We start from the raw sequence: 24,147 nt of genomic DNA, 5'->3' as shown, positions 1-24,147 counted from the left end.
GCCATGCGCATAGAAACCGATAGGCTAGTGATTCGTGACTTTGAAGAGAGAGACGCGGAGAGACTCTATGACTATCTTGCCAATCCTCCTGTTCGATGTTTTTTGGACGAAAAGATCAACTCTTATGACGAGGCTCTAAGAAAGATTCGAGAGAGGCAAGGTCAGTCTGATCAGGGTGATTTTTATGCGGTATGCTTGAAGAATGCAGAGTGGCTTATCGGGGAGGTGTTTTGGGTCAAAGAGGAGCCAGACACCTATAGCATCGGATGGAATTTTAATCTGAATTATGGCGGAAAAGGGTATGCAACCGAAGCGGTTAAGGCCGCTATAGAGGAGCTTTTTCGGGGTGGCGCAAGGAGGATTTATGCTTATGTTGAAGAGGATAACCTCCCCTCCCAAAGGCTTTGCGATCGTTTGGGAATGAGGCGAGAAGGTCTGTTTCTTGAATTTATCTCATTCATAAATAATCCTGATGGCTCGCCCCGCTATGAAAACACATATCAGTACGCCATCTTAAAACGAGAGTGGCTTGGCGAGGGTAAAGCAACTTAGAGTTAAAATCGTTCTCACTAATCTTAATTTTTTGGAGTGATTGAAAATGCAAAGTCTAGAATCGTTTTTTGCCAAGCTTCATAGCTATGATTTGAGTGCTCTTTTGTTGCGGCTCGCTTTGGGCGGTCTTATGCTCATGCATGGAATCCACAAGCTCAAAAATGGTATCGGCGGGATTGAGAAGATGCTCGTGAATAATGGACTGCCAGAATTTATGGCGTATGGAACATATATTGGCGAGATTTTCTCGCCCGCGCTTTTGATTTTGGGGCTTTATACGCGACTCAATGCGCTCGTTATCGCGCTCACGATGGTGGTGGCAATCTATGTTGCTTATGGTTCCAAGCTCTTAGCGCTCACGCCTCAGGGTGGGCTTTTGATTGAGCTGCCCTTGCTCTTTTTGGTGGGGGCTATCGCACTCATTTTGATGGGCGGAGGCAAATGGGGACTCTCTCGATGAATCGATTCGATGAGCTCCAATTCAACACCCTAAGAGAGGATGTCTTTGACACTAAAACCCTCACAATGTCCATCCTTATGACGCCTGCCATGGCGAATTTTAGAGGTTTTGTGCACGGGGGTGATCTGCTCAAGCTTCTTGATCAGGTGGCTTATGCGTGCGCCTCTCGCTACTGCGCTAAGCCTGTAGTGACACTATCGGTGGATCGAGTGATTTTTAAAAATCCCATCGAGATCGGAAATCTTGTCACCTTTCTTGCTTCGGTGAATTACACAGGGAACACCTCGATGGAGATTGGAATCAAAGTGATTGCTGAAGATATCCACAAGCGCGTGGTGACTCACACCAATAGCTGCTATTTCACGATGGTCGCTATTGATGAGCAGGGACGCCCTGTGAGTGTGCCAAGGCTCGTGCCTGAGACTCCCCAAGAGGAGAGACGCTACAAAAAAGCCCAAAAACGCCGTGAAAGGCGATTAGAAGAATCGCGCGAGGAGAAGTGATGAGAAGTTACCTTGACCTACTCAAAGAGCACAATCTATTACGAGTGATTGATGAGCCCTTGGATATCCACCTGGAGATTCCCCATATCGCCTATGTCGAGGTGAAAAAACCTGAGAGCAAAGCCCTCCTTTTCACTCGACCCATCGATAAAAAAAGCGGCAAAGAGTTTGAAACTCCCGTGGTGATGAATCTCTTTGGAAGCGAGGAGCTAGTGAAGATTCTCGTGGGTGAGGTCGAAGAGATCGCTCAAAGCGTGGGGGAATTTGTCCAATTCAAGCCCCCTAAGGGATGGGCGCAAACGCTTGCGATGCTTCCAAAATTGGCGCGCTTGCGTCATGTTGTGCCTAAAAAACTCAAAACCAAAGGACTTTGCCAGCAGGTCATTAAGCAGGGCGAAGAGGTCGATCTCTACGAGCTTCCTATCCTCACCACATGGGAGAAGGATGGAGGGCCTTTCATCACGATGGGACAGGTGTATACGCAAGACCTAGAGGGAAGGGTTCAAAATCTCGGAATGTATCGCCTGCAGCTCTATGAGAAGAATCGCTTAGGGCTTCATTGGCAGATTCACAAAGATTCCACCCATTTTTTCAATCAATACAAAGCCGCAGGTCAAAAAATGCCCGTCTCCATCGCTATTGGAGGCGATCCTCTCTATACATGGTGCGGCACGGCTCCGCTTCCTTATGGAGTCTTTGAGCTGCTTCTTTATGGTTTTATTCGGGGTAGGCGCGCCGAGCTGGTCTCTTGCCTCACCAATCCGCTCTTTGTCCCCTTTGATGCTGATTTTGTCATCGAAGGTTGGGTGGATACAAGCAAAATGCGACTTGAAGGACCTTTTGGTGACCATACAGGATTCTACACGCCCATTGAGCCCTATCCAGAGCTAGAGGTGAGCGCGATCACCCACAAGAAAAACCCTATCTATGTGGCCACGGTCGTGGGCAAGCCCCCCTTGGAGGACAAATATTTAGGCTATCCAACCGAGCGGATTTTTCTCCCCCTCTTAAAGACCACCGCTCCTAGCCTCATTGACTACTATATGCCCGAAAATGGAGTCTTTCACAATCTCATCTTGGCCAAAATCGCTCCTAGCTACCCTGGGCATGCTAAGCAGATCATGCACGCTTTTTGGGGTGTGGGACAGATGAGCTTTGTGAAGCACGCTCTGTTTGTGGATGAGGATGCCCCCTCTTTGCGAGAGGATGAGGCGCTTATGAATCATGTCTTGGCGCGATTCCACCCCTCTAGGCTTCTGCTTAGTGATGGAGTTTGTGATGCGCTTGATCATGCTAGCCCAGAGTATGCGCTAGGAGGCAAGCTTGGGGTGGATGCCACAGGAGCAGCCCTTGGTTTTGATCCTACTTTCTCTCTTTTGAGTGACGAGGCGCTTCTTGGGCGACTTCGAGAGCTTTTGCCCGAGGTGGCACGGGTGAGACAAATCTTCACTGACACCCCCAGCCCTATCGCGCTCGTGGGAGTGAACAAAAAGGATCGCTCCATCACCAAAGCGCTCTCCCCCTTAGAGGAGCTTCAAAATCACCTACGAATCGTGGTCTTTGTGGATGAAGAAAAAAATGATTTGGAGAATCTCTATATGATTCTTTGGCGTGTGGTGAACAATATAGACGCCAAACGAGATGTGCGTCTTTTTGAGAAATTCGTGAGCGTGGATGCCACAGACAAAGGGGCGGTGGATGGACACCTAAGAGAATGGCCGCTAGAGACAGATTGCACCAAAGAGGTGATCCAATCCCTTAAGGCGCGAGGGTTGCTAGAGGTTGATGAGGAGTTTGAGCGGCGATTCCATCTTTGTGACTCACCTAAGACTCGATGAATAGAGACTACTTTAAAACCCCTTTTGGGTGGGTGGAGATTAGGGCTGATGCTAGGAGAGTGGAGGGAATCCTCTTTGTTCCTGAGCCTTTGGAGGCCTCTGCAAATGAACTCACAGAGAGAGCCAAAGAGGCGCTAGAGGCATTTTTGATGGGCAAAGCGGTGCACCCTTTGCCTTTTCCCTGCGCCTTTGCAAGTGAGCTATCTAGGCGTGTTTTAGAGGAGCTTGCCAAACTCTCTTTTGGGGAGGTGGTGACCTATAGCGAACTTGGAAGGCGTGCCCTAGGCGTGCACCAAAGAGCCGTGGCGCGCGTGATGGCGAGCAACAAGATCGTTCTTCTCTACCCTTGCCACCGCGTGGTAGCCCAAAATGGACTAGGGGGCTATAGCGGAGGGGGAGTGGAGCGAAAAAAGGCGATTTTAGAGTGGGAGAAGAGCCTCTGCGCTAGGGAGGCAAAAACTGAATAATCTACAAGGAGAAAGATGTCTACTCGTTACCCTTTGAATTTCACTGGAAAAGGCAGTGAATATTTCAAAATTTGGATCGTCAATATCGCCCTTAGTCTCATCACTTTGGGAATCTATTCCGCTTGGGCTAAGGTGCGAACAAATCGCTGGTTTTATGGGCATACGATTTTAGATCATCAGGCGTTTGTCTATCTCGCCACCCCGATGCAGATACTCAAAGGCAGGCTTATTGCGGCGGCGTTTTTTATCGCGTATGTCATCACTTCAGAGATTTTGCCGCTCGTGGGGATGGGAATCTTACTTTTGATTCTGGCGCTTTCTCCATGGATTATCGTTCGATCGTTGCGCTTTAATGCGCTGCAGAGCAGCTATCGAGGAATCCGTTTCGGTTTTGTTGGTAGCGTGAGTGGGGCGGCAAAGGCTTTTTTGCTTTGGCCTTTTGTCTCACTCATCACGCTGGGATTGGCGCTCCCCTATGCGGCGTATGTGCAGGTGAAATATCTCGCCTCCAATTACACCTATGGGAGCGTTCAATGCCTCTATGAAGGCCAATCCAAACCCTTTTGGAAGCTCTATATCTGGGTTTTTGCTTTGGTGGCGCTTCCACTAGGGCTGATGATGCTTGGATTTTTTGGATTGATGGCTTCTTCGGCTTTTGAAAAAGGAGCTAGAGCCTCTTTGCTTTTGGTGATGATTGTTTTGCTCTACACTCTTGTGCCCATTGCTATGGCGATTATCAAGACGCGAGTGGCCAATCTTTTTTACAACCACACGCAGATGGGAGAGGCTCGATTCCACTCGACACAGCGCGCGCGAGAGATGCTTTGGATCTACTTCTCAAATCTCTTTTTGGTCATGGTGACGCTTGGGCTTTTCACCCCTTTTGCGAGTGTGCGCATCGCTCGATACAAGGCTTTACATCTTGAGGTGATCGCGCCGGACTTGGAGAGTTATAGCGCCAAGATACAATCCGATGTGGGGGCTTTGGGCTCGGAGATGTCGGACTTTTTTGATATGGATGTTGGGGTAGGGTGAGCTTGATAGAGGCGAGCTATTTTGATGGAGAGAGCTCCAAGGCTCACTCTGTTACCCTTGAGATTCTTGGGGATAGACTGGAGCTAAGAGGGGAGGACCTCCAGCTCTCTTTGGGTAAAAAAGCGCTTCGAATGGAGCCTTCTGTGGGCGAGGCTGGAGGGGTCTTGCATCTAGAGGCTGGAGGGGAGATTCATGGGCTAAGCCTAGAGGAATCCAAGATTCTAGAGTGCTGGATAGGGGGCACTTCGCCTGAGCATTTGGCGCGATTTTTTGAGGGAAAGCTTCGCTATGTGGCGTTGTCGATTCTTTTGGCGCTTGGAGTGCTTTGGGCGGGAATCTTTTATGGATTGCCCCAGCTCTCCTTGTGGGTGGCCAAACAGGCTCCTGCTTCAGTAAGGCTTGCTATGGATTCAGAGACGCTGGAGATTTTGGATCGGCTCTATCTTAAGGAATCGACCCTAAGCCTCTCGCGCCAAGAGGAGATAAAGCGAGGATTGGAGCGATTTTGCGCGGTGAATGAGTGCGGGGCGCATCAGCTTTTGTTTCGCTCCAGCCCTGTCTTGGGGGCAAACGCTTTTGCTTTGGCGGGTGAGGTGATTATTTTGAGTGATGAGCTGGTGGAAAAGAGCGAGCATGATGAAGAGATCATCGCCGTTCTGGCGCACGAGATCGGTCACCTCAAAGAATCGCACGCCCTTCGGATGCTTTTGCAGACGCTAGGGACGGGTGTGCTCATCTCCGTAGGCGTGGGTGATGTGGGCGCTTTTGCGGATTTGGCGGCAGGGATTCCTGCGCTTTTGCTTCAGCGGGGTTACTCAAGAGAGATGGAGCGCGAGGCGGATGCCTTTGCCCTAGAGGGGTTGAAGAGGGCAGGGATCGCGCCAAGGCGTCTGGCAGAGATTCTGCTTAGGCTTGATCAAGGGGATGAGATACCCTCGATTCTCCTCACTCACCCTCCCACAAAAGAGAGAATCGAGCCTTTTTTGGAGGCTAGACCCTAATTCCTTATAGGAAACTTAGCCTTTTCTCACTATAATCTACCCTAAATAAATCACTTTGAAGGATGTTCATGAGCGTAAGAGATAGCAATGGAGCGGAGCTTCAAGAGGGCGATAGTGTCCTTGTGATCAAAGATCTCAAGGTCAAAGGCGCTTCCATCACCCTCAAGCGAGGAACGCTAGTGAAAAATATCAAGCTCACCGCCAAAGAGGATGAGATTGAGGGGAGAGTGGAGAAACAAGGCGTCATCGTGCTTAAGACCTGCTTCCTTAAAAAGGCCTAATGAGGTGAAAATCGGCACCTATCAAAGGCTTAAAGCCATCAAATTTCTCGACTTTGGGGTCTATCTTTTAGAGGAGCTCACGCAAGAAGAGGTTCTTCTGCCTAAGCGCTATGTGCCTGAGGGGCTGGAGATGGGCGCCATGCTTGAGGTATTTCTCTATACAGATAGCGAGGATCGCCCCGTGGCCACGACACTAAAACCCAAAGCGATTCTTGGCGAAGTGGCCGCTTTGGAAGTGGTGAGCGTGAGCGAACGGGGATGTTACCTCGATTTGGGAATCGCCAAAGACATTTTCATGCCTTGCAAGAATCCCTATAGTTTTCATGAGGGACAAAAGGTGGTCGTGAGGCTTGATCTTGATAAAGAGAAGCGCCTCATCGCTCGAATTGGGGTGAAAAACTACCTCCAAAACGCTCCTGTGACCTTGCGACCTTTCACTGAGGTGGAGATTCTTCCTTTTGAGTGGAGCACGCTGGGCTATGGTTGCATGGTGAATGGGCGCTATTTCGGGATGCTTTTTAATAATGAGACCTTTGAGAAGCTTCCCCTTGGCGAGGCAAGAAAGGGCTACATCAAAGCCGTAAGGCCTGATGGGAAGATCGATCTTAGTCTGCGAAAGAGCCAAGGAGCAGGCGGACTCAAGGAGGAGCTAGAAAAGCTCATGAAAGCACTCCAGAGTGCAGGGGGAAAGCTGGAGCTCCACTACGATTCTGATCCTGATGAGATTTCCAAAATCACGGGGCTTAGCAAAAAAGGATTCAAGCGAGCGCTTGGCGAAGCCATACGGAGCCAAAAAGTGGAGCTCGTGGCGGGCAAAGGAATCGAACAGATTCGCTAGCTTCTGGCCTCGTCTTCTTTGTGGAAGTTCATCAGCATACTTTCCATGCTATGGCGAATGTGCTCGCGCATAAGATGACATGCCCCTTGCGAATCTTTTTGCAAGATTTTTTCTAATATCTCGCTATGCTCATCTTGAGAGGTGGTGGCATACTCTTGGGCGGTTATCCGCTTATTCATGGAGAGGCCATTCCATAGGAGCGAAAGGAAGTGTTTGAGTTTCTCGCTTCCTGCCGCCGTCCAAATCACCATGTGAAAAGCTTGATTGATGAGGTTATAGGTGGAAACATCCCCTCGAGCTTTGGCAAGTTTACCTTGCTGATTGATCTCTTCGAGAGAGGCCAGATCCTCGCTAGTCATTCTTTCGCAAGCTCTTTTGAGCGCCTCTGTCTCCAAAATCATTCTTAACTCATAGTGATCACGAATTGTATCGGGGGAGATTCCTTTGACAATGGCGCATCGATTGGGTCGAAGCTCCAGCAACCCCTCAGAGGCTAAAATCTGAAAAGCCTCTCTCACGGGCGTTCTAGACATTCCTACCTGCTCCCCAATACCATCTAGCGTGATCGACTCACCTTGGGCGATTTCACCTGAAAGGATGGATGAGCGCAAGATCGAAGCCACTTGCTCTCTAGCAGGAAGCATCCGCACTTTTTTTAATAAAGTCATTCCCTCTCCTTGGAGTGGTCATTCCATTTAATTTTGGGAAAGTATATCATGTTTGCGGGGGGAGTTGCAACGACTCAAAGCCACTTCAAGCCAAGTGCTCATATTTAATTTTTATATCAAGGCTATTCCTAAGTTAGTATTACTTACAATTAATCATTAATATGTGATTAGATATCACTAGTTAATTATAATATTAACAAGGAGGATGGATGGAAGCTTCTAGCGGGCATCAATTGATGGCTGAAACATTGGGTAAATTTGTCTCATTGGTTTCTAAAAGATTACCTGATGACGTCATGGCAAAGCTTACAGAGTTGAAAGGGATTGAAACCGAACCCCTAGCCAAGAGTCTGTATGCATGTATGTTTGAAAATATGGAAAAAGCTGAATCGCTCAATCGGCCTACCTGTCAAGACACGGGCGTGATCCAATTTTTTGTTCGTGCTGGAGCAAAATTCCCTTACCTTGGGGAGCTTCGGGGGATTTTGAAAGAGGCAACGATTTTATCGACCAAGCAAGCTCCGCTGAGACTCAATGCGGTTGAGCCTTTTGATGAAAAAAACACTGGCACTAATGTCGGAACTAAAGTGCCATGGATTGAATGGGATATTGTTTCTGATGACGATAGTGTGGAGATTGAAGTCTATATGGCGGGCGGAGGTTGCTCTTTGCCAGGACGATCAATCGTGCTCCCTCCTTTGGCAGGCTATGAGGGGGCAGTCAAGTTTGTTTTTGACACCATCGTGGAATGGGGAATCAATGCTTGCCCTCCTTTGACCGTTGGAGTGGGGATAGGGACTTGTTCCACCTCGGCTGCCAAACTTTCTAAAATGGCAATGTTGAGAAAACTAGGAAGCTCTAATCCGCATCCAAGAGCGGCTGAAATGGAAAGGAGAATTCAAGAGGGTTTAGATGCCATTGGGCTTGGACCACAGGGGATTTCAGGGCATCGAAGCGTGCTTGGGGTCCATGTTGAGGGGATGGCCCACCATCCTTCGGTGCTAGGCGTGGGTGTAACGGTTGGATGTTGGGCAAATCGCCATGGAATTATTCAATTTAACAAGAATCTTCAATATACAATGATCTCTCATCAAGGAGTTGAGCTATGAAAAAGGTTATTCACACCCCCATTCAAGATGAGGAGATCAAAGATTTGCGTGTAGGCGATATTATCTATCTTACAGGCACGCTCGTGACGTGTCGAGATGATGGCCATCGGCGCGTGATTGAGGAGGGGGTTATGCCCGAGTTGCCCTTGGATAGAATCGCTATTCTCCATGCAGGCCCCATTGTCCAAGAGGTGGAAGGGGGATGGAAGATGATTTCAGTTGGCCCAACCACGAGCATGAGAATGGAGCGCTATGAGAAAGAGTTTCTGGAAAAGACAGGGGTGAAACTTGTCATTGGCAAAGGGGGGATGGGGAATAAAACCGCTCAAGGGTGCAAAGAGAGCGTGGCGATTCACGCAATCTTTCCAGGAGGATGTGCAGTGATTGCGGCCGAACAAGTTGAAGAGATCGAAGGCTTGGAATGGCCAGAGTTTGGAATGCCTGAGGCCTTTTGGATATTAAGAGTTAAAGAATTTGGTCCTCTGATCGTCTCTATTGATACCGAGGGAAATAATTTTATTGAAGAGAAGAAAAACACCTTCAGGGAACGCCAAAAAGAGGAATCAGCCAAGGTTGAAAAATTTGTGGCCTCTTTTATGCAAAGTCACTAGTGAGGCGGAGAGTCCCTTGCGGCGAGGCAAGGGATTAGCTGAAGACTACAAGGAGGTGGAGAGGGATTCTTGGTTCATCAAGAGGGAATGTTTGTGTCGAGTGAGATAGCCTTGAAAAAAAAGAGCCAAGTCTCTTTCTAGCATATTTTGATCATTAAAGCGCATCTTTTTGATGAGATTTTGAAGGATATCGATGATCTTTTTGTGGGCGAGCAAATGTTCAGGGGTGAGGATCTTTTTTGATTGAAGATAGGCCTCTTCGTCGCGGTAGTGTTGAATGAGATTCTGCTCTAGTCTGGCCAAAAGCTGTTTGGGCGTCTCTTCTCTTGCTAAAATCATCTCCTTGGTTTCCAGCAGAATCGCTTTGTAGGCACCATCAAGCGGCTCATACTTAAGCGCATACTCCTCATTCCACTCCAACAATCCTTCAAAGCGACGCTTTTTTGAAGCCACGCTTGAATCTGCTTGTCTTTTTGGGTGATATGGTCGATGAACCATGACTGAATCGAAAAAGCCAACTCTTTTTCTAGCTCTTGGATTTTCATCTCTGGAATTCTGCGCATGAAAGCATTCATGGAGATGATAATCTCTTCATGAAGTTCTTTGTGGGTGTCTAGATGGGGGTAGAGTTCCTCTTTCATGAAGCGCTCCTCCTCGTCAAAATGGAATCGCGTGTACTCCACAAGGCGGCGAATCGTCTCTTTGACTTTGGCGGCGCGTTCGCTAGGCGAGACAATACTAAAAGCCCCCGCTGCAATCTCAAAAAGCCTCTTGTGTTGAGAGTCTATCTCCTCTTCGCCGATGCTATATTCCTCTTTCCATTGCAAGATTCTCTCAGGCATGATTAATCCTCCTGGGTTCTTAAAAGGGAACTGCTAAATTATAGATAATAGCATAGGTGAAGTGAAAAAGAGGAGAAAAGAAGGGGTGAGTGGGAATCTTCCACCACAGAGATTCCCACTCGAAAAACAAGGGATGGAGAGAGTTTAGGCGCTAACCATATTCAAGAGGCTCTCTTGGGTCAAGCTTTCGCTTGAGAAGGCCATCTTTTTGTATTGGCTTAAGAACTGAAGGATTTGCGAAGAGGTCAGAACGGAGCTATCCGTAGAATCGCTCGCACTTTGTTCGTCGCTACCTGCAGCAAGGTTTGGAATTCCTTCTCTCATTTTTTGCTCATGAGCGGTGAATTCATCTTCGCTAATCGCACCATCACCGTCCGTGTCAATTTTGGAGAAGAGATCATCTTTGGAATCTTCACCTTCGGTTTGTCCTAGTGTCCCAAGGAGTGAGGCAAGGTCGAATTTATTGCGCATCTCTTCGCGCATCTTCTCGGCGTTGGCCTCTAGCTCCTCTTGGGAGAGGGATCCATCGCCATCAGTGTCGATACTAGCAAACAAATCCTCGCTGCTAGATGCTTCGCTACTACTACTGCCCGAAGGCGGGGGTGGCGGCGGAGGCATGCTCTCTAGCATGGCGGCGAACTCGCTTGAGTCAATTGAACCGTCCTCGTTCGTGTCAGCTTGGCTGAAGATCTCTTGTTGTTTTGTCTTGAGATTTTCAGTTGTGCTGGTTCCTCCTTGAACACTGGAATAGCCAGAATAGAGCGAGTAACTATTATAGTAACTGCTCGTGCTAATCGTGCTCATTTGGTTCCTCCTAAAAGATGGGGCGCGTCCCTTTGTGACCAAAAGGCGCTCTATAATCATGACCAAAAAAAAGCAACCCTAGACCCACCAAAAGTCAACCAAAAGTCAACCAATCCAGAAAGACCTGGGGATGAGGTAGAATCTCTTTATGGAAACCATCGCCAAAAACCCATCGATTCGCGCCGCACTCATTGAAGATGATCGCCAGATGTGTGAGATTCTCACAGAGTATCTCAAAGCTTATGCGATAGAGACGCACTATTTTCGTCTCCCCGATGAGGGGATTAGGGCGATTGATCAAGGGGGATTTGACATCGTGATTTTAGACATCAACCTCCCCCAGATGGAGGGCTTGGAGGTGTGCCAGATTCTTAAAGAGCGCCACAAGATTCCCATCATCATCATTTCGGCTAGAGGTTCGGTGAGTGATCGGGTGCTGGGGCTGGAGCTGGGTGCGGACGACTATCTCCCTAAGCCTTTTGATCCTCGAGAGCTGGTGGCAAGAATTCGCGCGGCTCTCCGTAAAGAATCAGGGAGTACTCCTTTGGCTTTGGGGAGCAAGAGGAGTTTTGGGGTTTTTGCGTTGGATGAGGAGGCGTTAGAGATTGACAAAGGGGGAGAGGCAATTCCTTTCACCAAGGGGGAGTATGAGGTTTTTGCGCTTCTTTTGAAGCATGAGGGTAAGGCGCTCACGCGAGACTTTATTGTGGATAACACCGAGGCACTGCGATGGGAGAGCGTGGGAAAGAGCGTGGATACAATCATAGGGCGGATACGCGTCAAAATCGGGGATGATCCCAAGAATCCTCGTTACATTAAGTCTGTTCGAGGCGTTGGATATAGGTTTGGTCGATGAGTCGGCGATCCTCTATTTTTTTTAAAGTCCGCCTCTTTTTTGCGCTTTTTGCTTTTCTCCTTCTAGCGGTTTTTTTGGTGCTAGGGTTGGAGCATCACTTCAGGCAGGGGGGTGATTTCATGAGACGAATCGATCAAAATTATGCCTCTTTGTTTGTGATTGCGAAGAATCATCCCGAAGGAGTGGTGCTCGAATCACTTGAGATAGAGCTGCTCTCTGAGAGTGAACGAGAGCGGCTTTTGGGGCTAAAGGGGCATCGAGTGATGGAGATGGCGGGGAGACGTATTCTTGTAAAGGATGAGGGCTGGATGCGTCAAGTGCTTATTGAAGATAGCGAGCAAGGCGGATTGGCGCTCAGGGATTTACGCCAAGCTAGTGGATTTTGGCTCCTTGGAATCCTCTTTTTTCTCTCGATTCTGGGGATTTGGGGATTTTATCGAGCCATCATGCGCAGTCTTTTGCCCTTGCATCTTTTGGAGCGGCAGATTTTAAAATTTGCCTCAGGGGAGATTCCAGAGAAGAGTCTTTGGGGAGGGATGGATGAGGTTTCGCGCGTGGGGAGGGCATTTCACGAGAGTGCCTTGCAGGTGCGGGCGCTGCTTGATTCGCGAGAGATTTTTTTACGCAATGCGGCTCATGAGCTAAAGACTCCCATTGCCAAAGGGATGGTGGTGGCGCATATGATTGAGAATCCAAGACACAAAGAGTGGCTGCTTGATATCTTTTTGAAAATGCAGAGCAATCTAGAGAGCATTATCATGGCCGAAGAGCTCTCGGCTAGGGAGCTAAAGCCTCACATGGAAAGACTGTCTCTTCGACAACTCTGTTTAGAGGTGAGAGAGAAACTTTTTTTAAACGAGAGGGAGTGTGTGGTGGAGATTTTGCCTGAGGTGGAGATGGTGTGTGATCGGCGATTGATGCATATTGCCTTGACCAATCTAATCGATAATGGTCTAAAGTTTTCGACGGATCATCAGGTGGAGTGTGCCTACTTCACGGGGAGGGTTCTTATCAAGAATCGGGGCGAGGCGCTAAGCGAGCCTATTGAGCGATATTTTGAGCCTTTTTACAAGGAGACAAGCATCCGTAATGAACGAGGAAGCGGGCTTGGGCTCTATCTCACCAAGAGGGTGCTAGAGATTCAAGGATTGCATCTTTGGTATGGATATCAAAAGGGAAAAAACATATGGGCCATCGGAGCTGAAGAAAAGAGAGAAGAGATAGAATGTGGCAAACCCTCTATCAAACAGTCGATTTGAGGATTTGCCGAGGTTTGGCACCAAGCGAATTATACCAAAAAAAGACCAAATAAGGAGAGGAAGATGAAAATGAAGATATTTTTGTTCGTTCTGTTATTGCCCCTGTTGTTGGTGGCAGAACCTCCAAGAGGAGAGATGATGAGGGGCGAGGGCGGACACTCCTATGAAAAAAATCCCCACTATCGCCCCTACTATCCACCCGCGCCTCATCATCGCCCAGGCTATTTTGTGGATACTCTTCCTAGGGTGAGTCTTCGTATTGTATGGGGAAATCTAGCCTTCTTTTTTGCTGATGGAGCTTTCTATCGCCCTTACAATGGGCGTTATATTGTGGCAGAGCCTCCCTATGGGGCAATTGTGCCTAGATTGCCAGCGGGGTATTCAAGCCTCTTTATTGGAGGTGAGCGATATTTTGTCTATGAGGGAATCTACTATGCTTGGGATGGTTCGGCTTCGGGGTATAGGGTGGTTGATTCTGCCTCTTTAGGGGAGAGAAGCGCATCGGCGAGCATCTCTATTTCGGGATCGGGATATCGCTTGGGGGATATTGTGGAGTTGCTCCCAAGCGGCGCGGTATCCACGGTGATTGATGGAGCGCAATATTATCGTTTTGAGGGGCTCTACTTTATGCCCTCAGTCCGGAATGGTCGTGTGGTTTATATCGTGGTTAATCCTTAAACCTATCAATGAAATTAAATAAAAAATCATAGAAGCGTCTAACCAAGAGAGTTATACCCTAGCATTCACCACATGTTTAAAGAGGGGAAAATGAGCGTAAATCTACTTTTGATCGGCGCTAATGAGGCGACGACCCAAGAGCTCGTCTCGTTAGTGGAGGCGACGCTGGCGAGCTCGGTGGTCTATGAGTGTGCCACTTTGGCGAACTTTCGCGAATTTGACGCGGGACGATTTGACTATCTTGTCTGTTTTGTCAATCGTTACAAAGAGATGGTAGAGCTTTATGGAGAGGACAAAGTGATCGCCGTGGAGTTTTTGCCTCCGACAGAGTTTTTTGTCGAAGTGGCAAAGTTTCCCGCGGGAGAAGAGGTGGCTATTTTTAACAACAGCGTCTCAGGGGCTCAGGTGATGCTGAAGTTTCTCAAACAGTACAATCTGGGTCATCTCACCTTTCATATCGTGCCTTTTGATGAGTGTAGCGAAGAGGAGACTAAAGAGGCGCTTCGAGTCTGCCGCTATATTATCGGCACCGATGGTTATGTCTCTGAGGGTAAGGCGCTCTACACTAAATATGGAGCCTATCTAAGAGAGGATGCTATCGTGCTTCCTAGTCCACCAAGAACGGCAACGATCGCTACGGTGAGCGACTTGACGCAAAAAATCACGCTTTTTAATCAATCCAAGGTGCTCGAAGAATCGCAAAATCTCTCCAAAAAGCTCGCCTCTCAGACGCAAGAGATCGCGCGAATCATCCAGGGAGTATCGCTCTCCATTGACGACACGGCGCACACAATCGCCATCGTCAATAGCAAGTTGGAGGGCGAGGTGCAGAATGTCCGCTCAACCAATGCGCTGGCCCAAGAGTTGGCTCACGCAGTCACCAAAATTGGAACGATTACAGACACGATCAAGTATGTAGCCTCCCAGACCAACCTCCTAGCACTCAATGCGGCGATTGAGGCGGCTAGGGCAGGGGAGCACGGAAGAGGATTTGCGGTCGTGGCGGATGAGGTGAGGAAGTTGGCTGAACAGAGCAACCAATCCACGGATGGAATCAGGCACTCTATTCAAGAGATTCAAAATGTGGTCGCCCAGATTGTTCCTGCGTTGCAAAAAACCGCTAGAGAGATGACGGTGACTCAAGAGGAGATCGGGAAGATTAATGCCAGTGCTCAGCAAGAGAGTGCGGATGTGGAGGAGATCAACAAGAAACTCATCTCCATCTCTAGTTTTGCTTCCAAGCTGACTGAGGCCTAAGCCTCATCCGCGCCTCTTTTGGCATAGAATTGGCGCCGATACTCTGCCCAAGTGCGTGAGAGAATCGCCTCCCTAGCCCCTCGAACGAGGTTGAGGTAGTAGCGCAGGTTGTGGATGGAGGCGAGGCGGAAATAGCTAAACTCCCCACTGCGATAGAGATGGTTGAGGTAGGCTCTAGAGTGGTGTTTGCAGGTGTAGCAGTCGCACTCTGAATCGATAGGGTTCTCATCGAGCTTATACCTTGGTGACTTGATGGAGAGCTTGCCAAAATGGGTGAAGAGCGTGCCATTGCGGGCATTTCGCGTGGGCATCACACAGTCAAACATATCCACGCCTCGATCAATCGCCTCGATAATATCCTCTGGAGTGCCCACTCCCATGAGATAGCGTGGTTTGTGCTTGGGCAACCAAGGGGTTGTGTACTCTAAAGTGGCATACATCTCCTCGTTGGGCTCGCCCACGGCCAATCCGCCAATGGCGAATCCATCAAACTCTCCTAGTCCTACTAGTGCCTTGGAGGAGATTTCTCGAAACTCGACATCTGTGCCTCCTTGAACAATGGCAAAGAGGTGATTGGTGAGGGCTTTGCCCTGCTCTTTTTGGGCTTGATGAAAGAGGAGTGAGCGCTCTGCCCAGCGCGTGGTGCGCTCAATCGATTCTTTGATTCTCTCCCTTGGGGCAGGCAGTCCCACGAGGTCATCGAGCACCATCATAATGTCGCTATTGAGGTTGTATTCGATCTCTAACACCTTCTCGGGTGTGAAGAGGTGTTTCGAGCCATCGATGTGGCTTTTAAAGATGATCCCCTCTTCGGAGTGTTTGGTATTGGTGTTGAGGCTGAAGGCTTGGAATCCTCCGCTATCGGTGAGAAAATTCCGCGGGAACTTTGTGAAGCCATGCAGCCCTCCAAGCTTGGCGATGTTCTCATCTCCGGGGCGCAGATAGAGATGGTAGGTGTTGCCTAGAATAATGGGGGCATCAATATGCTCTAAAAGATCGGTATGATCGAGTGCCTTCACGCTTGCTTGGGTGCCTACAGGCATGAAGATGGGCGTAGGGATGGAGCCGTGTGCTAGCTCTAGGGTCGCCGCTCTAGCGCGTCCATCGGTGACATGAAGGGTAAAATTCATTTATAGGTGCCTTTGGTATAATCAGCTTTTCATTCCCGCATAGGGTGTAAGGTGGTGATGTTTTGAGAAAAATCCTTCTCGTGCTCGATGGAATTGTAGCCAAAGATTTTTTAGAAACCCTCACGAAAAAATACTACGGCAAAAACCAATATATCGTGGTGACACCAAGTAGCACGATCGTTCCTCTGAAGATTCCTGAGACTTTTGAAGTGCATCTTTTTGACCCGACTTCAGCGAGAAAAATGGGTGCGATTCTCTCCAAAGAGATCACTGATGCATTTGTGGTGATGGAGGATCCAAGCGAGCGTCAAATCGTCTATGAATCCATTCGCAAATTTTCTGCAAGGATACGCCTCACTGTTTTAGATGGCGAGCGCCATCTAGAGGATAAAAATCTCTACTGTCTTGCCCAAGCCCCTTTGGTCACTTCTAGATTGGTTGAGCGTCTCCCTAATGTCCCCGTGGTCGCTCGCAATATTGGACTGGGCGAGGGAGAAGTGATGCAGGCGAGTGTTCCTTTTGGGAGCTCTTTTGCCTATCGCACGATTGGGTCGATTCAGCAGAAAAACTGGAAAATCGTGGCGCTCTATCGGGGCGGAAGGATGATACTCGCAAAATATTCACTGGTGATTCAGCCCAATGATTCTCTGCTCATTGTGGGAGAGCCAAGCGTCCTTTCTGAGGTCTATCGCCGAATCAAAGAGGATATAGGGCAGTTCCCCGCTCCTTTTGGCAATAACATCTTTCTCTATTGCGACATGACAAAAGAGAGCCTAGAGGCGATTAAAAAGCAGATTGGCGAGGCGCTTTGGCTCCATGATAAGCTGAAGAATAATCGCCTCTATATTCGCCTCATCAACCCCTGCGACTTCGAGGCGCTTGAGGAGTTTAAAGCGCTTGATCAAGGGGCGGTGAATGTCAATATTGAATATCGTCTAACGACACTCACCTCGGTGCTCAAGGAGGATTTTGAGCATTATGGCGGAATCGGGCTCATCCTCCTCTCTGACCGTCTTTTTTCCACCGCACTGCATCGTCGCGTGCTCTATGAGTTGGGCGTGCCGGTGATGAAATTGGGTGAGGAGAATTTCAGCCAAACTCAAGAGACGGTCGTGGTGCTCACCGATAAGCTAGAGGAGAGCGAGAAGATCTCCTCGGTGGTCTTTGACCTCTCTTCGCAGATTGGCAACGATGTTTGGCTTTATGATTTTGACCCCGATTCTTCTTTTAGAGGGGAGAGCTTGGAGCACTATGACAACATCGCACGAATTTTTAATAAAAAGCTAGAGATCATCACTAGCTCGACTCAAAATCCGATCCTTTGGCTCAAAAAGCGTGAAAATGTGCTTCAGATTCTCCCCTATAACAAAGGAGTGGCCAAGGCGCGGCTCTTTTGGTTTTTTTCCACCGACATTGAGCGACTCTGCTTCCAGCTCAAAAAGCACCACCAGCTTTTTGTTCCTGTCGCGGTGTAGCTTCCGTAAAGCTCCAAGAGGTTAGAATGAAAATAACGATGAAAAGAGATTTAAAGTGAAAAAAATAGAGATTGAACTAAACGAGCGATCCTATCCTATCCATCTTGGCACGATGGAGTGCTTGGAGCACGCTGGAGCGGTGCTTGTGGTGACTAACCCTAAAGTCGGAGGGCTCTATCTCTCCTATGTGCTAGAGCGAATTAGGGCGAGAGAGGTTTTTGTCTGCACGACTCCTGATGGAGAGGCTTACAAGACATTAGAGAGTGTTGAGATGATTTTGGAATCGGCCTTCAACCATCGCCTTGATCGAAAATCGCTTATGATTGCGCTTGGCGGAGGAGTGATTGGAGATATGGTTGGCTTTGCTTCGGGGATTTTTCAGCGAGGGATTGGTTTTGTTCAGATTCCCACCACGCTTCTCTCTCAAGTGGATGCGAGCGTGGGGGGTAAAACAGGCGTCAATAACGCTTTTGGTAAGAATCTCATCGGACTTTTTCACCAACCCAAAGCTGTCTATATCGATCCCCTTTTTTTAAAAAGTCTGCCTCCTAGGGAGTTTGGCGCGGGAGTGGCTGAGATGGTGAAGATGGCAGTCACTTTTGATCGAGAGTTCTTTGAGGAGTTGGAGCGGGGAGATTTGAGGGATCACTCCTTTTTGCTGAAAGGAATTGAGCGTTGCGTGAAGATCAAGGCTCGCGTGGTGGCGATGGATGAGAGGGAGCAGGGCATCAGGGCGGCGCTCAATTATGGACACACTTTTGGTCATGTGATCGAACATGAGAGCGGCTATGGGCACTACCTCCATGGAGAAGCCGTGGGGATGGGAATGGTGATGGCCAACACGCTGGCGTGCGGACTGGGGCTGCTCAAAGAGAGCGAGGCGGAGCGGATTGAGAAGCTTTTAGCACGCTATGAGATTCCCACGCGTTACGCGATTGGGGATGTGGAGCGATTCTATGATCTCTTTTTCTTGGACAAGAAGAGTGAAAATCAAAAGATCAAGTTCATCCTCCCTGAGGGAATTGGCGGAGTTGCCTTTCGCGACGATCTCTCCAAAAGCATGGTTTTGAGTGTATTGGAGGCCTTTTGCGACTAATTTTCTCTCTGATTTTTCTTTTTCTAAGCACTCTAGCGCTTCACGCCGAAGAGGTGGGTACTCCTTTAAAAGCCGATCAAATGCGGGAGAATCTCAAAGAGATCAATCGCTTTTTGGAAGATTCAAACAATATTTGGATGAAAAAATATGCCAATTTCCGCGCCTATCGCAATATTGTCGCTGAGATTGAGAGTGTGAAAGAGCGCCTCTCACTTTTTCAGAAGCGCTCCAAAACCCTCGCCAATCAAAACGAAGTCGCCACGCTAGAGCGTCGTTTAGAGACGCTGGAGAAGCAGCGAGAGTTAATGCAGGAGTATAAAGACAATCCCTTTAAAGAGCTTATTCAGCCCCTAGAAAGAGGCGAAGTGGCGAGCGTGACCAATCCGATTCTGATCATTCAAGCCTTCTCGCACATTCGTCAATCCAAACAGGAGCTAGAGACGCTGGAGCGTAACTTTGAATCACTCAAAAGAGTGGTCGAATCACTCAAGACCAAAGAGGCGCTCCTCTATGAGTTGGTGGTCTTGGAGGGAATTGAAGAGGAGGTGATGGAGTATAAAGAGACCCAGAACGCTCTAGGCGAGCTTGAATCGACTCAAAATATCTTTAGTACGACGCTAGGCCTCTATCGCAAAAAGGTTGAGGAGCAGACTCAGCGCCTCACGGAGCAGATCAAAGCACAAGCTGTGAAGGCGGTCTATATCGGTGTGGCAGTGCTTCTGCTTTTTGTCCTTGCGCTTTTGATGAAAATGGGAATCAAGAAGTATATCCACGACAACGAACGAATCTACACCGCCAATAAGATCATCAACTTTGCCAACCTGACGCTCATCATCTTCATCCTTCTTTTTGCCTATTTGGAGAATGTCACCTATCTCGTCACCGTACTGGGTTTTGCCTCAGCGGGTTTGGCAATCGCGATGAAAGACCTCTTTATGTCGGTGCTTGGCTGGATTGTGATTGTCATTGGCGGAGCGGTGCATGTGGGAGATCGAATCCGCGTCACCAAGGATGGAAGCACCTATATTGGAGATGTGCTTGATATCTCTATCCTGCGAATCACGATGCATGAAGGAATCACTCTCACCACCTACATGGAGAATCGCCGAGCGGGTCGAATCATCTTTGTTCCTAATAACTATATTTTCACCACCATGTTTGCCAACTACACCCATAGCGGGATGAAGACGGTTTGGGATGGGATTGACTTCACGATCACCTTTGAGAGCAATCATCGTAAAATGGTGCAAATCGCGCTAGATATCACCAAGAAATATGCCAAGGGCTACACGGAGATCACGCGCAAACAGCTCAACCGTCTGCGCGATCGTTACTCTTTGCGCAACACCAATGTCGAGCCTAGGGCATTTACGATGCTAGAACCCAATGGAATTAGAATCTCTATCTGGTATCAGACCAATGCCTACGCCGCGCTCACGCTCAGAAGCACGATCTCAGGCGAGATTGTGGATGCGCTTTTAGCGGAGCCTGACATTGAGATTGCCTATCCCACTACGACCGTGCGCGCCCCAAAAGAGCCCTTGCCCCCCAGTGATGGGGCGATTCCTCCGGTGCATTTGTGATGCGTCCTAAAGTCTATTTCAAGACCTTTGGGTGCCGCACCAATCTCTTTGACACCCAAATCATGATCAAGAATCTCCAAAATTTTGAGCTCACCGAAATAGAGGAGAGTGCGGATATTGTAGTGGTCAACTCTTGCACGGTGACCAATGGGGCCGATAGCGGGGTGAGGAGCTATCTTCATCGTCTAAAGAGTGAGGGCAAGCGTGTCTATCTCACGGGTTGTGGAGTGCTCACGCGCGGAGAGGAGATTTTCACGCAAGAGCTTGCCTTTGGGGTTTTTGGGCACTCCTATAAAGAGCAGATCGATTCTCTTCTCTCTCAAAAGACCCGTTTTAGCTTCAAGGGCGATCTGGAGCATATCGATTCCACGGTGATCACGGAATTTATTGGCAAAAGCCGTGCCTTTGTAAAGGTGCAGGAGGGGTGTGACTTTAGTTGTAGCTACTGTATCATTCCAAGCGTGCGGGGAAAAGCGCGAAGCTTGCCCGTGGATCGAATCGTCTCTCAGGTGGAGATTCTTGCCCAGCATGGATTTGGTGAGTTTGTGCTCACGGGGACCAATGTCGGGAGCTATGGGAAGGAGAGCGGGCTTAATGTGGCCAAACTCCTCAAAGCTCTCTCTCAAATCAAAGGAGTGAAGCGCCTAAGGCTTGGGAGTCTAGAACCCTCTCAGATAGATGCAGAGTTTATGGAGCTTTTAGAAGAGCCCTTTATGGCGCGCCATCTTCATATTGCACTTCAGCACACCAGCCCCAAAATGCTTCAAATCATGAATCGCCGCAATGAAGCCCAAGGTGATCTTGCCCTCTTTGAGAGGCTCGCTCAAAAAGGGTATGCACTAGGGACGGACTTCATCCTTGGGCATCCTGGAGAGAGTGAGGAGGTGTGGAAGGAAGCATGGGAGAGGTTTGTGGCTTTTCCGCTCACGCACCTTCATGCTTTTGTCTATAGCCCTAGAGAGGGAACCCCCTCTAGCCTCATGAAAGATCGCATTTCAGGCAATATTGCCAAAGAGCGCATGAGAATTTTGCAGGAGCGTGTGAGGGAGAACAATCACCATTTTCGCCAAAAGGGAGAGAAGCTTTGGGTGCTCATCGAGAGCGAACGTGAAGGGGGGCTCTATCAAGGGCTTGATCAATTTTTCAATCGAATCGAGATTCGCTCTAGCGACTCTCTAGCGGGTCGATGGCTAGAGGTGAGCGACTATGAAGCAGAAAGTGAGATCAATCGTGCGGAACTACTCTAAAAATCTTATTATCGGTCTAGGGGCGCTTCTTTTGGCGCTTGGATTGCTTGGCTATGGAATCTGGAGGGATAGGGCAGAGCTTTTAAGTCCTAGCTCTTTTGCTGCGCTCGCGCGACTCTCTCCTCCTTCGTATGGTTATATTCAAGGAGAGTATCTCTACGCCAAGATCAACCATCAAAATTACAAAGTGATCAAAGAGGGAATCGATCTTAAAGAGGTGATGAGTCAAACGCCTATTGAGGTCAAAGGGGGGAGCATGGGGGTCGCTTCAGAGGCCATCGATATGCTGCTTCTGCTTTTTTTACTCTTGGCTCTTTGGGGGCTTTTTCGATTCTTTAGGAATTTAAATGGCAGTGATCTGTTTGCCAAAAACACCAAGAATCCTCCAAACAAGAACTCCTCCACCTCCATGGGTGCGCCTAGGCTTTTAGAGGAGAGTGTTGGAGGCGTGGATGAGCTAGGGGGCAAAATCTCACCCACTCTCTCTAAGGTGACTTTTGAGGATGTGGCGGGAATCAAAGAGGTGAAAGAGGAGCTTGAAGAGATTATCGATTTTCTCAAGAATCCTGCTAAATATCAAAAATTTGGCACCAAGCTTCCCAAGGGAGTGCTTCTCATGGGGCCTCCTGGGGTGGGCAAGACGCTCATTGCCAAGGCTGTAGCGGGAGAGGCAGGGGTGCCCTTTTTTTACCAAAGCGGAAGCAGTTTTGCCCAAATTTATGTGGGAATGGGAGCTAAGAGGGTGCGCGATCTCTTCATGCGTGCCAAACTCTCCGCCCCTTCAATCATCTTTATTGATGAGATTGATGCGGTGGGCAAGGCGCGTGGAGGTCTGCGTAATGATGAACGCGAAACCACACTTAACCAGCTTCTTACGGAGATGGATGGATTTGAAGATTCCAGCGGAGTGATTGTCATTGGGGCGACCAACAAGATCGATGTCCTCGATGAGGCGTTGCTTCGTTCGGGTCGATTTGATCGAAGAATCTATGTCGAATTGCCCGATTTTTTGGAGCGAGTGAAGATTTTGGAGGTGCATCTAAAGGGCAAGCAGCATGAGCTCAATCTTGAAGAGGTCTCTAGACTCACGGTGGGTTTTAGCGGAGCATCGCTCGCCTCTTTGGTGAACGAAGCAGCCCTTAGGGCCATCCGTCGACGCTCTAATGCCATTGCGCATGAAGATATTTTAGCCACCAAAGACAAAGTGATCTTGGGCAAGCGCAAGCGGCTCAGTTTTAGCGACGAGGAGAAGAAAATTCTTGCCACCTATCAGTCCGCCAAGGCGCTTTCGGCCTATTGGATGGAGATTGAGTTTGACAAGGTCTCTTTGGTCAACGAGGGAATCAAAGAGATTGACAAGGAGCTAGTGGGCAAAAGCGAGATGCAAAACAAGATCAAGGTTCTCCTCTCTGGTCTTGTGGCGCTTGAGATGATTTATGGCGAGAGCTACTCCAACTGCGAAGAGGATTTAAGCAAGGCCAAGGAGCTTGCCATTGAGATGGCGGAGCGCTATGGGATGGGGGAGAGGCTCATGGGGGATTTGAGTGATGCTCAAGAGATTCTTGCTCAAGCCAAAAGCGAGATGCGAGATTTCCTCGAAAATTCCAAAAATGCCCTCAAAATTTTAGAAGAGAGGCTCTTAGAGAGGGAGCGCCTTAGCCGTGAAGAGCTCAAAGAGATTCTGCATGAGTTATTTTAGTGGTTTTGGCTTTGAGGGGGAAGAGCCTCTTTTTGAGGAGTTTATTCAAAAGGGGCGATACAACCTCTCAGGCTTTAGCTATGGAGCGCAAAAGGCTCTAGAGCACGCCCTAAGCTCTTTGGAGCGTCTCCAAATTCTTCAACTCTTCTCTCCTGCTTTTTTTCAAACCCAAAGCGCTGCTTTCAAAAAGGCTCAGCGACTCGCCTTTATCAAGGATACCTCGCGTTATCATGAGCGTTTTTTGTCTCAAAGTGTTGAGGGGGGAGATGTTGAGAAGATTCGCCCCTATTTTCGTGGAGGCACCCTAGAGGAGTTAGACGCGCTTTTGGCCTATGAGTGGAAGAGAGAGAAGTTTGAGGCGCTTTTAGAGCGAGGAGTGAGAGTGGAGGTCTATTTGGGGGAGAGGGATGGAATCATCAATGCCAAGGAGGCGCTGGAGTTTTTCCAGACGCTCCCCGTGACCATTTTTTGGCTTAAAAACCGTCATCACTTCTTGTTTTCGGCCTCATCGATCATCTGATTGATAATCTCAAAGAGTCGCTTGCTATTCTCTTCGGCATTTTTGAAGTTGTTGATGAGTTCCTCAGCTTGAGCGACGCAATCTCCTTTTCTCAGGCACTCCACCGATCTAAGCACAGCATCATGCACCGCCTTATGGGGGGCTTCAAGCGCTTTGTAGCTGGGGGTGTGACTGAAGAATTTCTTGCCCTCACCCTCCTCATACCATTTGCCCAAGCGGCAGTGGTGGTGATCGGCAAATTCAGCTTTGGTGTTCATGGCAAAGATAGAGGCGTAAGCATTGGCTTTAAAGACGAGGTGGTCGAGTTTGGCGAGGTTTCCAAAGAGCTCATAAGAGAT

Annotated in this window: 27 protein-coding genes; 21 read left to right on the top strand and 6 right to left on the bottom strand. The window is 48.7% G+C overall.

Going from position 1 to position 24,147, the window contains the following annotated elements; genetic code table 11:
- The first annotated feature begins 3 nt into the window (after nt 1-3).
- From WS_RS07300 to WS_RS07260, 9 genes are all read left to right on the top strand, one after another.
- Nucleotides 4-552, top strand: coding sequence for a GNAT family N-acetyltransferase (locus WS_RS07300; protein ID WP_011139370.1), 549 nt, complete (start codon nt 4-6; stop codon nt 550-552).
- 46 nt (nt 553-598) lie between these two features.
- The gene (locus WS_RS07295) at nt 599-1,012 is read left to right on the top strand and encodes a DoxX family protein (protein ID WP_011139369.1); all 414 of its coding nucleotides are present in this window, start codon (nt 599-601) and stop codon (nt 1,010-1,012) included.
- Nucleotides 1,009-1,515: an acyl-CoA thioesterase gene (locus tag WS_RS07290; protein WP_011139368.1), complete on the top strand. Its 507-nt coding sequence runs from the start codon at nt 1,009-1,011 to the stop codon at nt 1,513-1,515. Before WS_RS07295 ends, WS_RS07290 begins: the two co-directional genes overlap by 4 nt.
- A complete protein-coding gene (locus WS_RS07285) occupies nt 1,515-3,353 on the top strand; it encodes a menaquinone biosynthesis decarboxylase (protein ID WP_011139367.1) in 1,839 nt (612 codons plus the stop codon). Before WS_RS07290 ends, WS_RS07285 begins: the two co-directional genes overlap by 1 nt.
- Entirely contained in the window at nt 3,350-3,820 is a 471-nt protein-coding gene (locus WS_RS10690; RefSeq protein WP_011139366.1) for a methylated-DNA--[protein]-cysteine S-methyltransferase, read from the top strand. The genes WS_RS07285 and WS_RS10690 overlap by 4 nt, the downstream gene beginning before the upstream one ends.
- Nucleotides 3,821-3,835: 15 nt before the next feature.
- Nucleotides 3,836-4,855 carry a YjgN family protein gene (locus tag WS_RS07275; protein WP_011139365.1) on the top strand — a complete coding sequence of 340 codons (1,020 nt, stop codon included), beginning with the start codon at nt 3,836-3,838 and terminating at the stop codon, nt 4,853-4,855.
- Nucleotides 4,852-5,856, top strand: a complete 1,005-nt coding sequence (locus WS_RS07270; protein ID WP_011139364.1) for a M48 family metallopeptidase — start codon at nt 4,852-4,854, stop codon at nt 5,854-5,856. The genes WS_RS07275 and WS_RS07270 overlap by 4 nt, the downstream gene beginning before the upstream one ends.
- Before the next feature lie 62 nt (nt 5,857-5,918).
- Nucleotides 5,919-6,137 carry an alkylphosphonate utilization protein gene (locus WS_RS07265; protein ID WP_011139363.1) on the top strand — a complete coding sequence of 73 codons (219 nt, stop codon included), beginning with the start codon at nt 5,919-5,921 and terminating at the stop codon, nt 6,135-6,137.
- A 4-nt stretch (nt 6,138-6,141) separates the two neighbouring features.
- Nucleotides 6,142-6,975: a CvfB family protein gene (locus WS_RS07260; protein WP_011139362.1), complete on the top strand. Its 834-nt coding sequence runs from the start codon at nt 6,142-6,144 to the stop codon at nt 6,973-6,975.
- On the opposite strand, the gene WS_RS07255 is transcribed toward WS_RS07260, so the two are convergent.
- Complete coding sequence (locus WS_RS07255) at nt 6,972-7,643, bottom strand: GntR family transcriptional regulator (protein WP_041571860.1); 672 nt, start codon at nt 7,641-7,643, stop codon at nt 6,972-6,974. The genes WS_RS07260 and WS_RS07255 overlap by 4 nt on opposite strands.
- Before the next feature lie 209 nt (nt 7,644-7,852).
- On the opposite strand from WS_RS07255, the gene ttdA reads away from it, so the two are divergent.
- Together ttdA and ttdB are read left to right on the top strand one after the other, a co-directional pair.
- Nucleotides 7,853-8,752, top strand: coding sequence for a L(+)-tartrate dehydratase subunit alpha (gene ttdA / locus WS_RS07250; protein ID WP_011139360.1), 900 nt, complete (start codon nt 7,853-7,855; stop codon nt 8,750-8,752).
- Complete coding sequence (gene ttdB / locus WS_RS07245; protein ID WP_011139359.1) at nt 8,749-9,363, top strand: L(+)-tartrate dehydratase subunit beta; 615 nt, start codon at nt 8,749-8,751, stop codon at nt 9,361-9,363. Before ttdA ends, ttdB begins: the two co-directional genes overlap by 4 nt.
- A 45-nt stretch (nt 9,364-9,408) precedes the next feature.
- Here ttdB and WS_RS07240 read toward each other — a convergent pair whose 3' ends face one another.
- The 3 genes from WS_RS07240 to WS_RS07230 form a co-directional block, all read right to left on the bottom strand.
- A complete protein-coding gene (locus tag WS_RS07240) occupies nt 9,409-9,702 on the bottom strand; it encodes a hypothetical protein (RefSeq protein ID WP_011139358.1) in 294 nt (97 codons plus the stop codon).
- On the bottom strand, nt 9,699-10,205 hold the full coding sequence (locus WS_RS10685; protein WP_011139357.1) for a hemerythrin family protein: 507 nt from the start codon (nt 10,203-10,205) through the stop codon (nt 9,699-9,701). Before WS_RS10685 ends, WS_RS07240 begins: the two co-directional genes overlap by 4 nt.
- A gap of 144 nt (nt 10,206-10,349) precedes the next feature.
- Nucleotides 10,350-11,009, bottom strand: a complete 660-nt coding sequence (locus WS_RS07230; RefSeq protein ID WP_011139356.1) for an EF-hand domain-containing protein — start codon at nt 11,007-11,009, stop codon at nt 10,350-10,352.
- Between the two features lie 148 nt (nt 11,010-11,157).
- Between WS_RS07230 and WS_RS07225 the strand changes: the two genes are divergently transcribed.
- The 4 genes from WS_RS07225 to WS_RS07210 all read left to right on the top strand — a co-directional run bounded on the left by WS_RS07225 (nt 11,158) and on the right by WS_RS07210 (nt 15,059).
- Nucleotides 11,158-11,865, top strand: coding sequence for a response regulator transcription factor (locus WS_RS07225; protein WP_011139355.1), 708 nt, complete (start codon nt 11,158-11,160; stop codon nt 11,863-11,865).
- A complete protein-coding gene (locus WS_RS07220) occupies nt 11,862-13,124 on the top strand; it encodes an ArsS family sensor histidine kinase (protein WP_011139354.1) in 1,263 nt (420 codons plus the stop codon). The genes WS_RS07225 and WS_RS07220 overlap by 4 nt, the downstream gene beginning before the upstream one ends.
- A gap of 63 nt (nt 13,125-13,187) precedes the next feature.
- The gene (locus WS_RS07215; protein WP_011139353.1) at nt 13,188-13,802 is read left to right on the top strand and encodes a DUF6515 family protein; all 615 of its coding nucleotides are present in this window, start codon (nt 13,188-13,190) and stop codon (nt 13,800-13,802) included.
- Nucleotides 13,803-13,874: 72 nt separating this feature from the next.
- Complete coding sequence (locus tag WS_RS07210) at nt 13,875-15,059, top strand: methyl-accepting chemotaxis protein (protein WP_408646033.1); 1,185 nt, start codon at nt 13,875-13,877, stop codon at nt 15,057-15,059.
- Here WS_RS07210 and tgt read toward each other — a convergent pair.
- Entirely contained in the window at nt 15,056-16,189 is a 1,134-nt protein-coding gene (gene tgt / locus WS_RS07205) for a tRNA guanosine(34) transglycosylase Tgt (RefSeq protein WP_011139351.1), read from the bottom strand. The two genes, WS_RS07210 and tgt, sit on opposite strands and share 4 nt — an antisense overlap.
- A gap of 62 nt (nt 16,190-16,251) precedes the next feature.
- On the opposite strand from tgt, the gene WS_RS07200 reads away from it, so the two are divergent.
- Genes WS_RS07200 through bioV form a run of 6 tightly spaced genes read left to right on the top strand, consistent with a single transcriptional unit; the run spans nt 16,252 to nt 23,809 of the window.
- Nucleotides 16,252-17,664, top strand: coding sequence for a COG3400 family protein (locus WS_RS07200; RefSeq protein ID WP_011139350.1), 1,413 nt, complete (start codon nt 16,252-16,254; stop codon nt 17,662-17,664).
- A 55-nt stretch (nt 17,665-17,719) separates the two neighbouring features.
- Entirely contained in the window at nt 17,720-18,760 is a 1,041-nt protein-coding gene (aroB, locus tag WS_RS07195) for a 3-dehydroquinate synthase (RefSeq protein WP_011139349.1), read from the top strand.
- Nucleotides 18,751-20,343: a mechanosensitive ion channel domain-containing protein gene (locus WS_RS07190; protein ID WP_011139348.1), complete on the top strand. Its 1,593-nt coding sequence runs from the start codon at nt 18,751-18,753 to the stop codon at nt 20,341-20,343. Before aroB ends, WS_RS07190 begins: the two co-directional genes overlap by 10 nt.
- Nucleotides 20,343-21,590: a tRNA (N(6)-L-threonylcarbamoyladenosine(37)-C(2))-methylthiotransferase MtaB gene (mtaB, locus tag WS_RS07185; protein WP_041571858.1), complete on the top strand. Its 1,248-nt coding sequence runs from the start codon at nt 20,343-20,345 to the stop codon at nt 21,588-21,590. Before WS_RS07190 ends, mtaB begins: the two co-directional genes overlap by 1 nt.
- Complete coding sequence (locus tag WS_RS07180) at nt 21,550-23,289, top strand: AAA family ATPase (RefSeq protein WP_011139346.1); 1,740 nt, start codon at nt 21,550-21,552, stop codon at nt 23,287-23,289. Before mtaB ends, WS_RS07180 begins: the two co-directional genes overlap by 41 nt.
- Nucleotides 23,276-23,809, top strand: a complete 534-nt coding sequence (gene bioV / locus WS_RS07175; protein ID WP_011139345.1) for a pimelyl-ACP methyl ester esterase BioV — start codon at nt 23,276-23,278, stop codon at nt 23,807-23,809. The genes WS_RS07180 and bioV overlap by 14 nt, the downstream gene beginning before the upstream one ends.
- On the opposite strand, the gene WS_RS10680 is transcribed toward bioV, so the two are convergent.
- A complete protein-coding gene (locus WS_RS10680) occupies nt 23,776-24,147 on the bottom strand; it encodes a CZB domain-containing protein (protein ID WP_269470911.1) in 372 nt (123 codons plus the stop codon). The two genes, bioV and WS_RS10680, sit on opposite strands and share 34 nt — an antisense overlap.

The sequence above is a fragment of the Wolinella succinogenes DSM 1740 genome, assembly GCF_000196135.1.
Lineage (GTDB): Bacteria > Campylobacterota > Campylobacteria > Campylobacterales > Helicobacteraceae > Wolinella > Wolinella succinogenes.
This window is presented reverse-complemented; position numbering and strand designations above follow the sequence as displayed.

Bases quoted from the DNA above. Each gene is read 5' to 3' on its own strand.
- WS_RS07300 (WP_011139370.1), top strand. From the start codon at position 4: ATGCGCATAGAAACCGATAGGCTAGTGATTCGTGACTTTGAAGAGAGA.
- WS_RS07295 (WP_011139369.1), top strand. From the start codon at position 599: ATGCAAAGTCTAGAATCGTTTTTTGCCAAGCTTCATAGCTATGATTTG.
- WS_RS07290 (WP_011139368.1), top strand. From the start codon at position 1,009: ATGAATCGATTCGATGAGCTCCAATTCAACACCCTAAGAGAGGATGTC.
- WS_RS07285 (WP_011139367.1), top strand. From the start codon at position 1,515: ATGAGAAGTTACCTTGACCTACTCAAAGAGCACAATCTATTACGAGTG.
- WS_RS10690 (WP_011139366.1), top strand. From the start codon at position 3,350: ATGAATAGAGACTACTTTAAAACCCCTTTTGGGTGGGTGGAGATTAGG.
- WS_RS07275 (WP_011139365.1), top strand. From the start codon at position 3,836: ATGTCTACTCGTTACCCTTTGAATTTCACTGGAAAAGGCAGTGAATAT.
- WS_RS07265 (WP_011139363.1), top strand. From the start codon at position 5,919: ATGTTCATGAGCGTAAGAGATAGCAATGGAGCGGAGCTTCAAGAGGGC.
- WS_RS07255 (WP_041571860.1), bottom strand. From the start codon at position 7,643: ATGACTTTATTAAAAAAAGTGCGGATGCTTCCTGCTAGAGAGCAAGTG.
- ttdA (WP_011139360.1), top strand. From the start codon at position 7,853: ATGGAAGCTTCTAGCGGGCATCAATTGATGGCTGAAACATTGGGTAAA.
- ttdB (WP_011139359.1), top strand. From the start codon at position 8,749: ATGAAAAAGGTTATTCACACCCCCATTCAAGATGAGGAGATCAAAGAT.
- WS_RS07240 (WP_011139358.1), bottom strand. From the start codon at position 9,702: ATGATTTTAGCAAGAGAAGAGACGCCCAAACAGCTTTTGGCCAGACTA.
- WS_RS10685 (WP_011139357.1), bottom strand. From the start codon at position 10,205: ATGCCTGAGAGAATCTTGCAATGGAAAGAGGAATATAGCATCGGCGAA.
- WS_RS07230 (WP_011139356.1), bottom strand. From the start codon at position 11,009: ATGAGCACGATTAGCACGAGCAGTTACTATAATAGTTACTCGCTCTAT.
- WS_RS07225 (WP_011139355.1), top strand. From the start codon at position 11,158: ATGGAAACCATCGCCAAAAACCCATCGATTCGCGCCGCACTCATTGAA.
- WS_RS07220 (WP_011139354.1), top strand. From the start codon at position 11,862: ATGAGTCGGCGATCCTCTATTTTTTTTAAAGTCCGCCTCTTTTTTGCG.
- WS_RS07215 (WP_011139353.1), top strand. From the start codon at position 13,188: ATGAAAATGAAGATATTTTTGTTCGTTCTGTTATTGCCCCTGTTGTTG.
- WS_RS07210 (WP_408646033.1), top strand. From the start codon at position 13,875: ATGTTTAAAGAGGGGAAAATGAGCGTAAATCTACTTTTGATCGGCGCT.
- tgt (WP_011139351.1), bottom strand. From the start codon at position 16,189: ATGAATTTTACCCTTCATGTCACCGATGGACGCGCTAGAGCGGCGACC.
- mtaB (WP_041571858.1), top strand. From the start codon at position 20,343: ATGCGTCCTAAAGTCTATTTCAAGACCTTTGGGTGCCGCACCAATCTC.
- WS_RS07180 (WP_011139346.1), top strand. From the start codon at position 21,550: ATGAAGCAGAAAGTGAGATCAATCGTGCGGAACTACTCTAAAAATCTT.
- bioV (WP_011139345.1), top strand. From the start codon at position 23,276: ATGAGTTATTTTAGTGGTTTTGGCTTTGAGGGGGAAGAGCCTCTTTTT.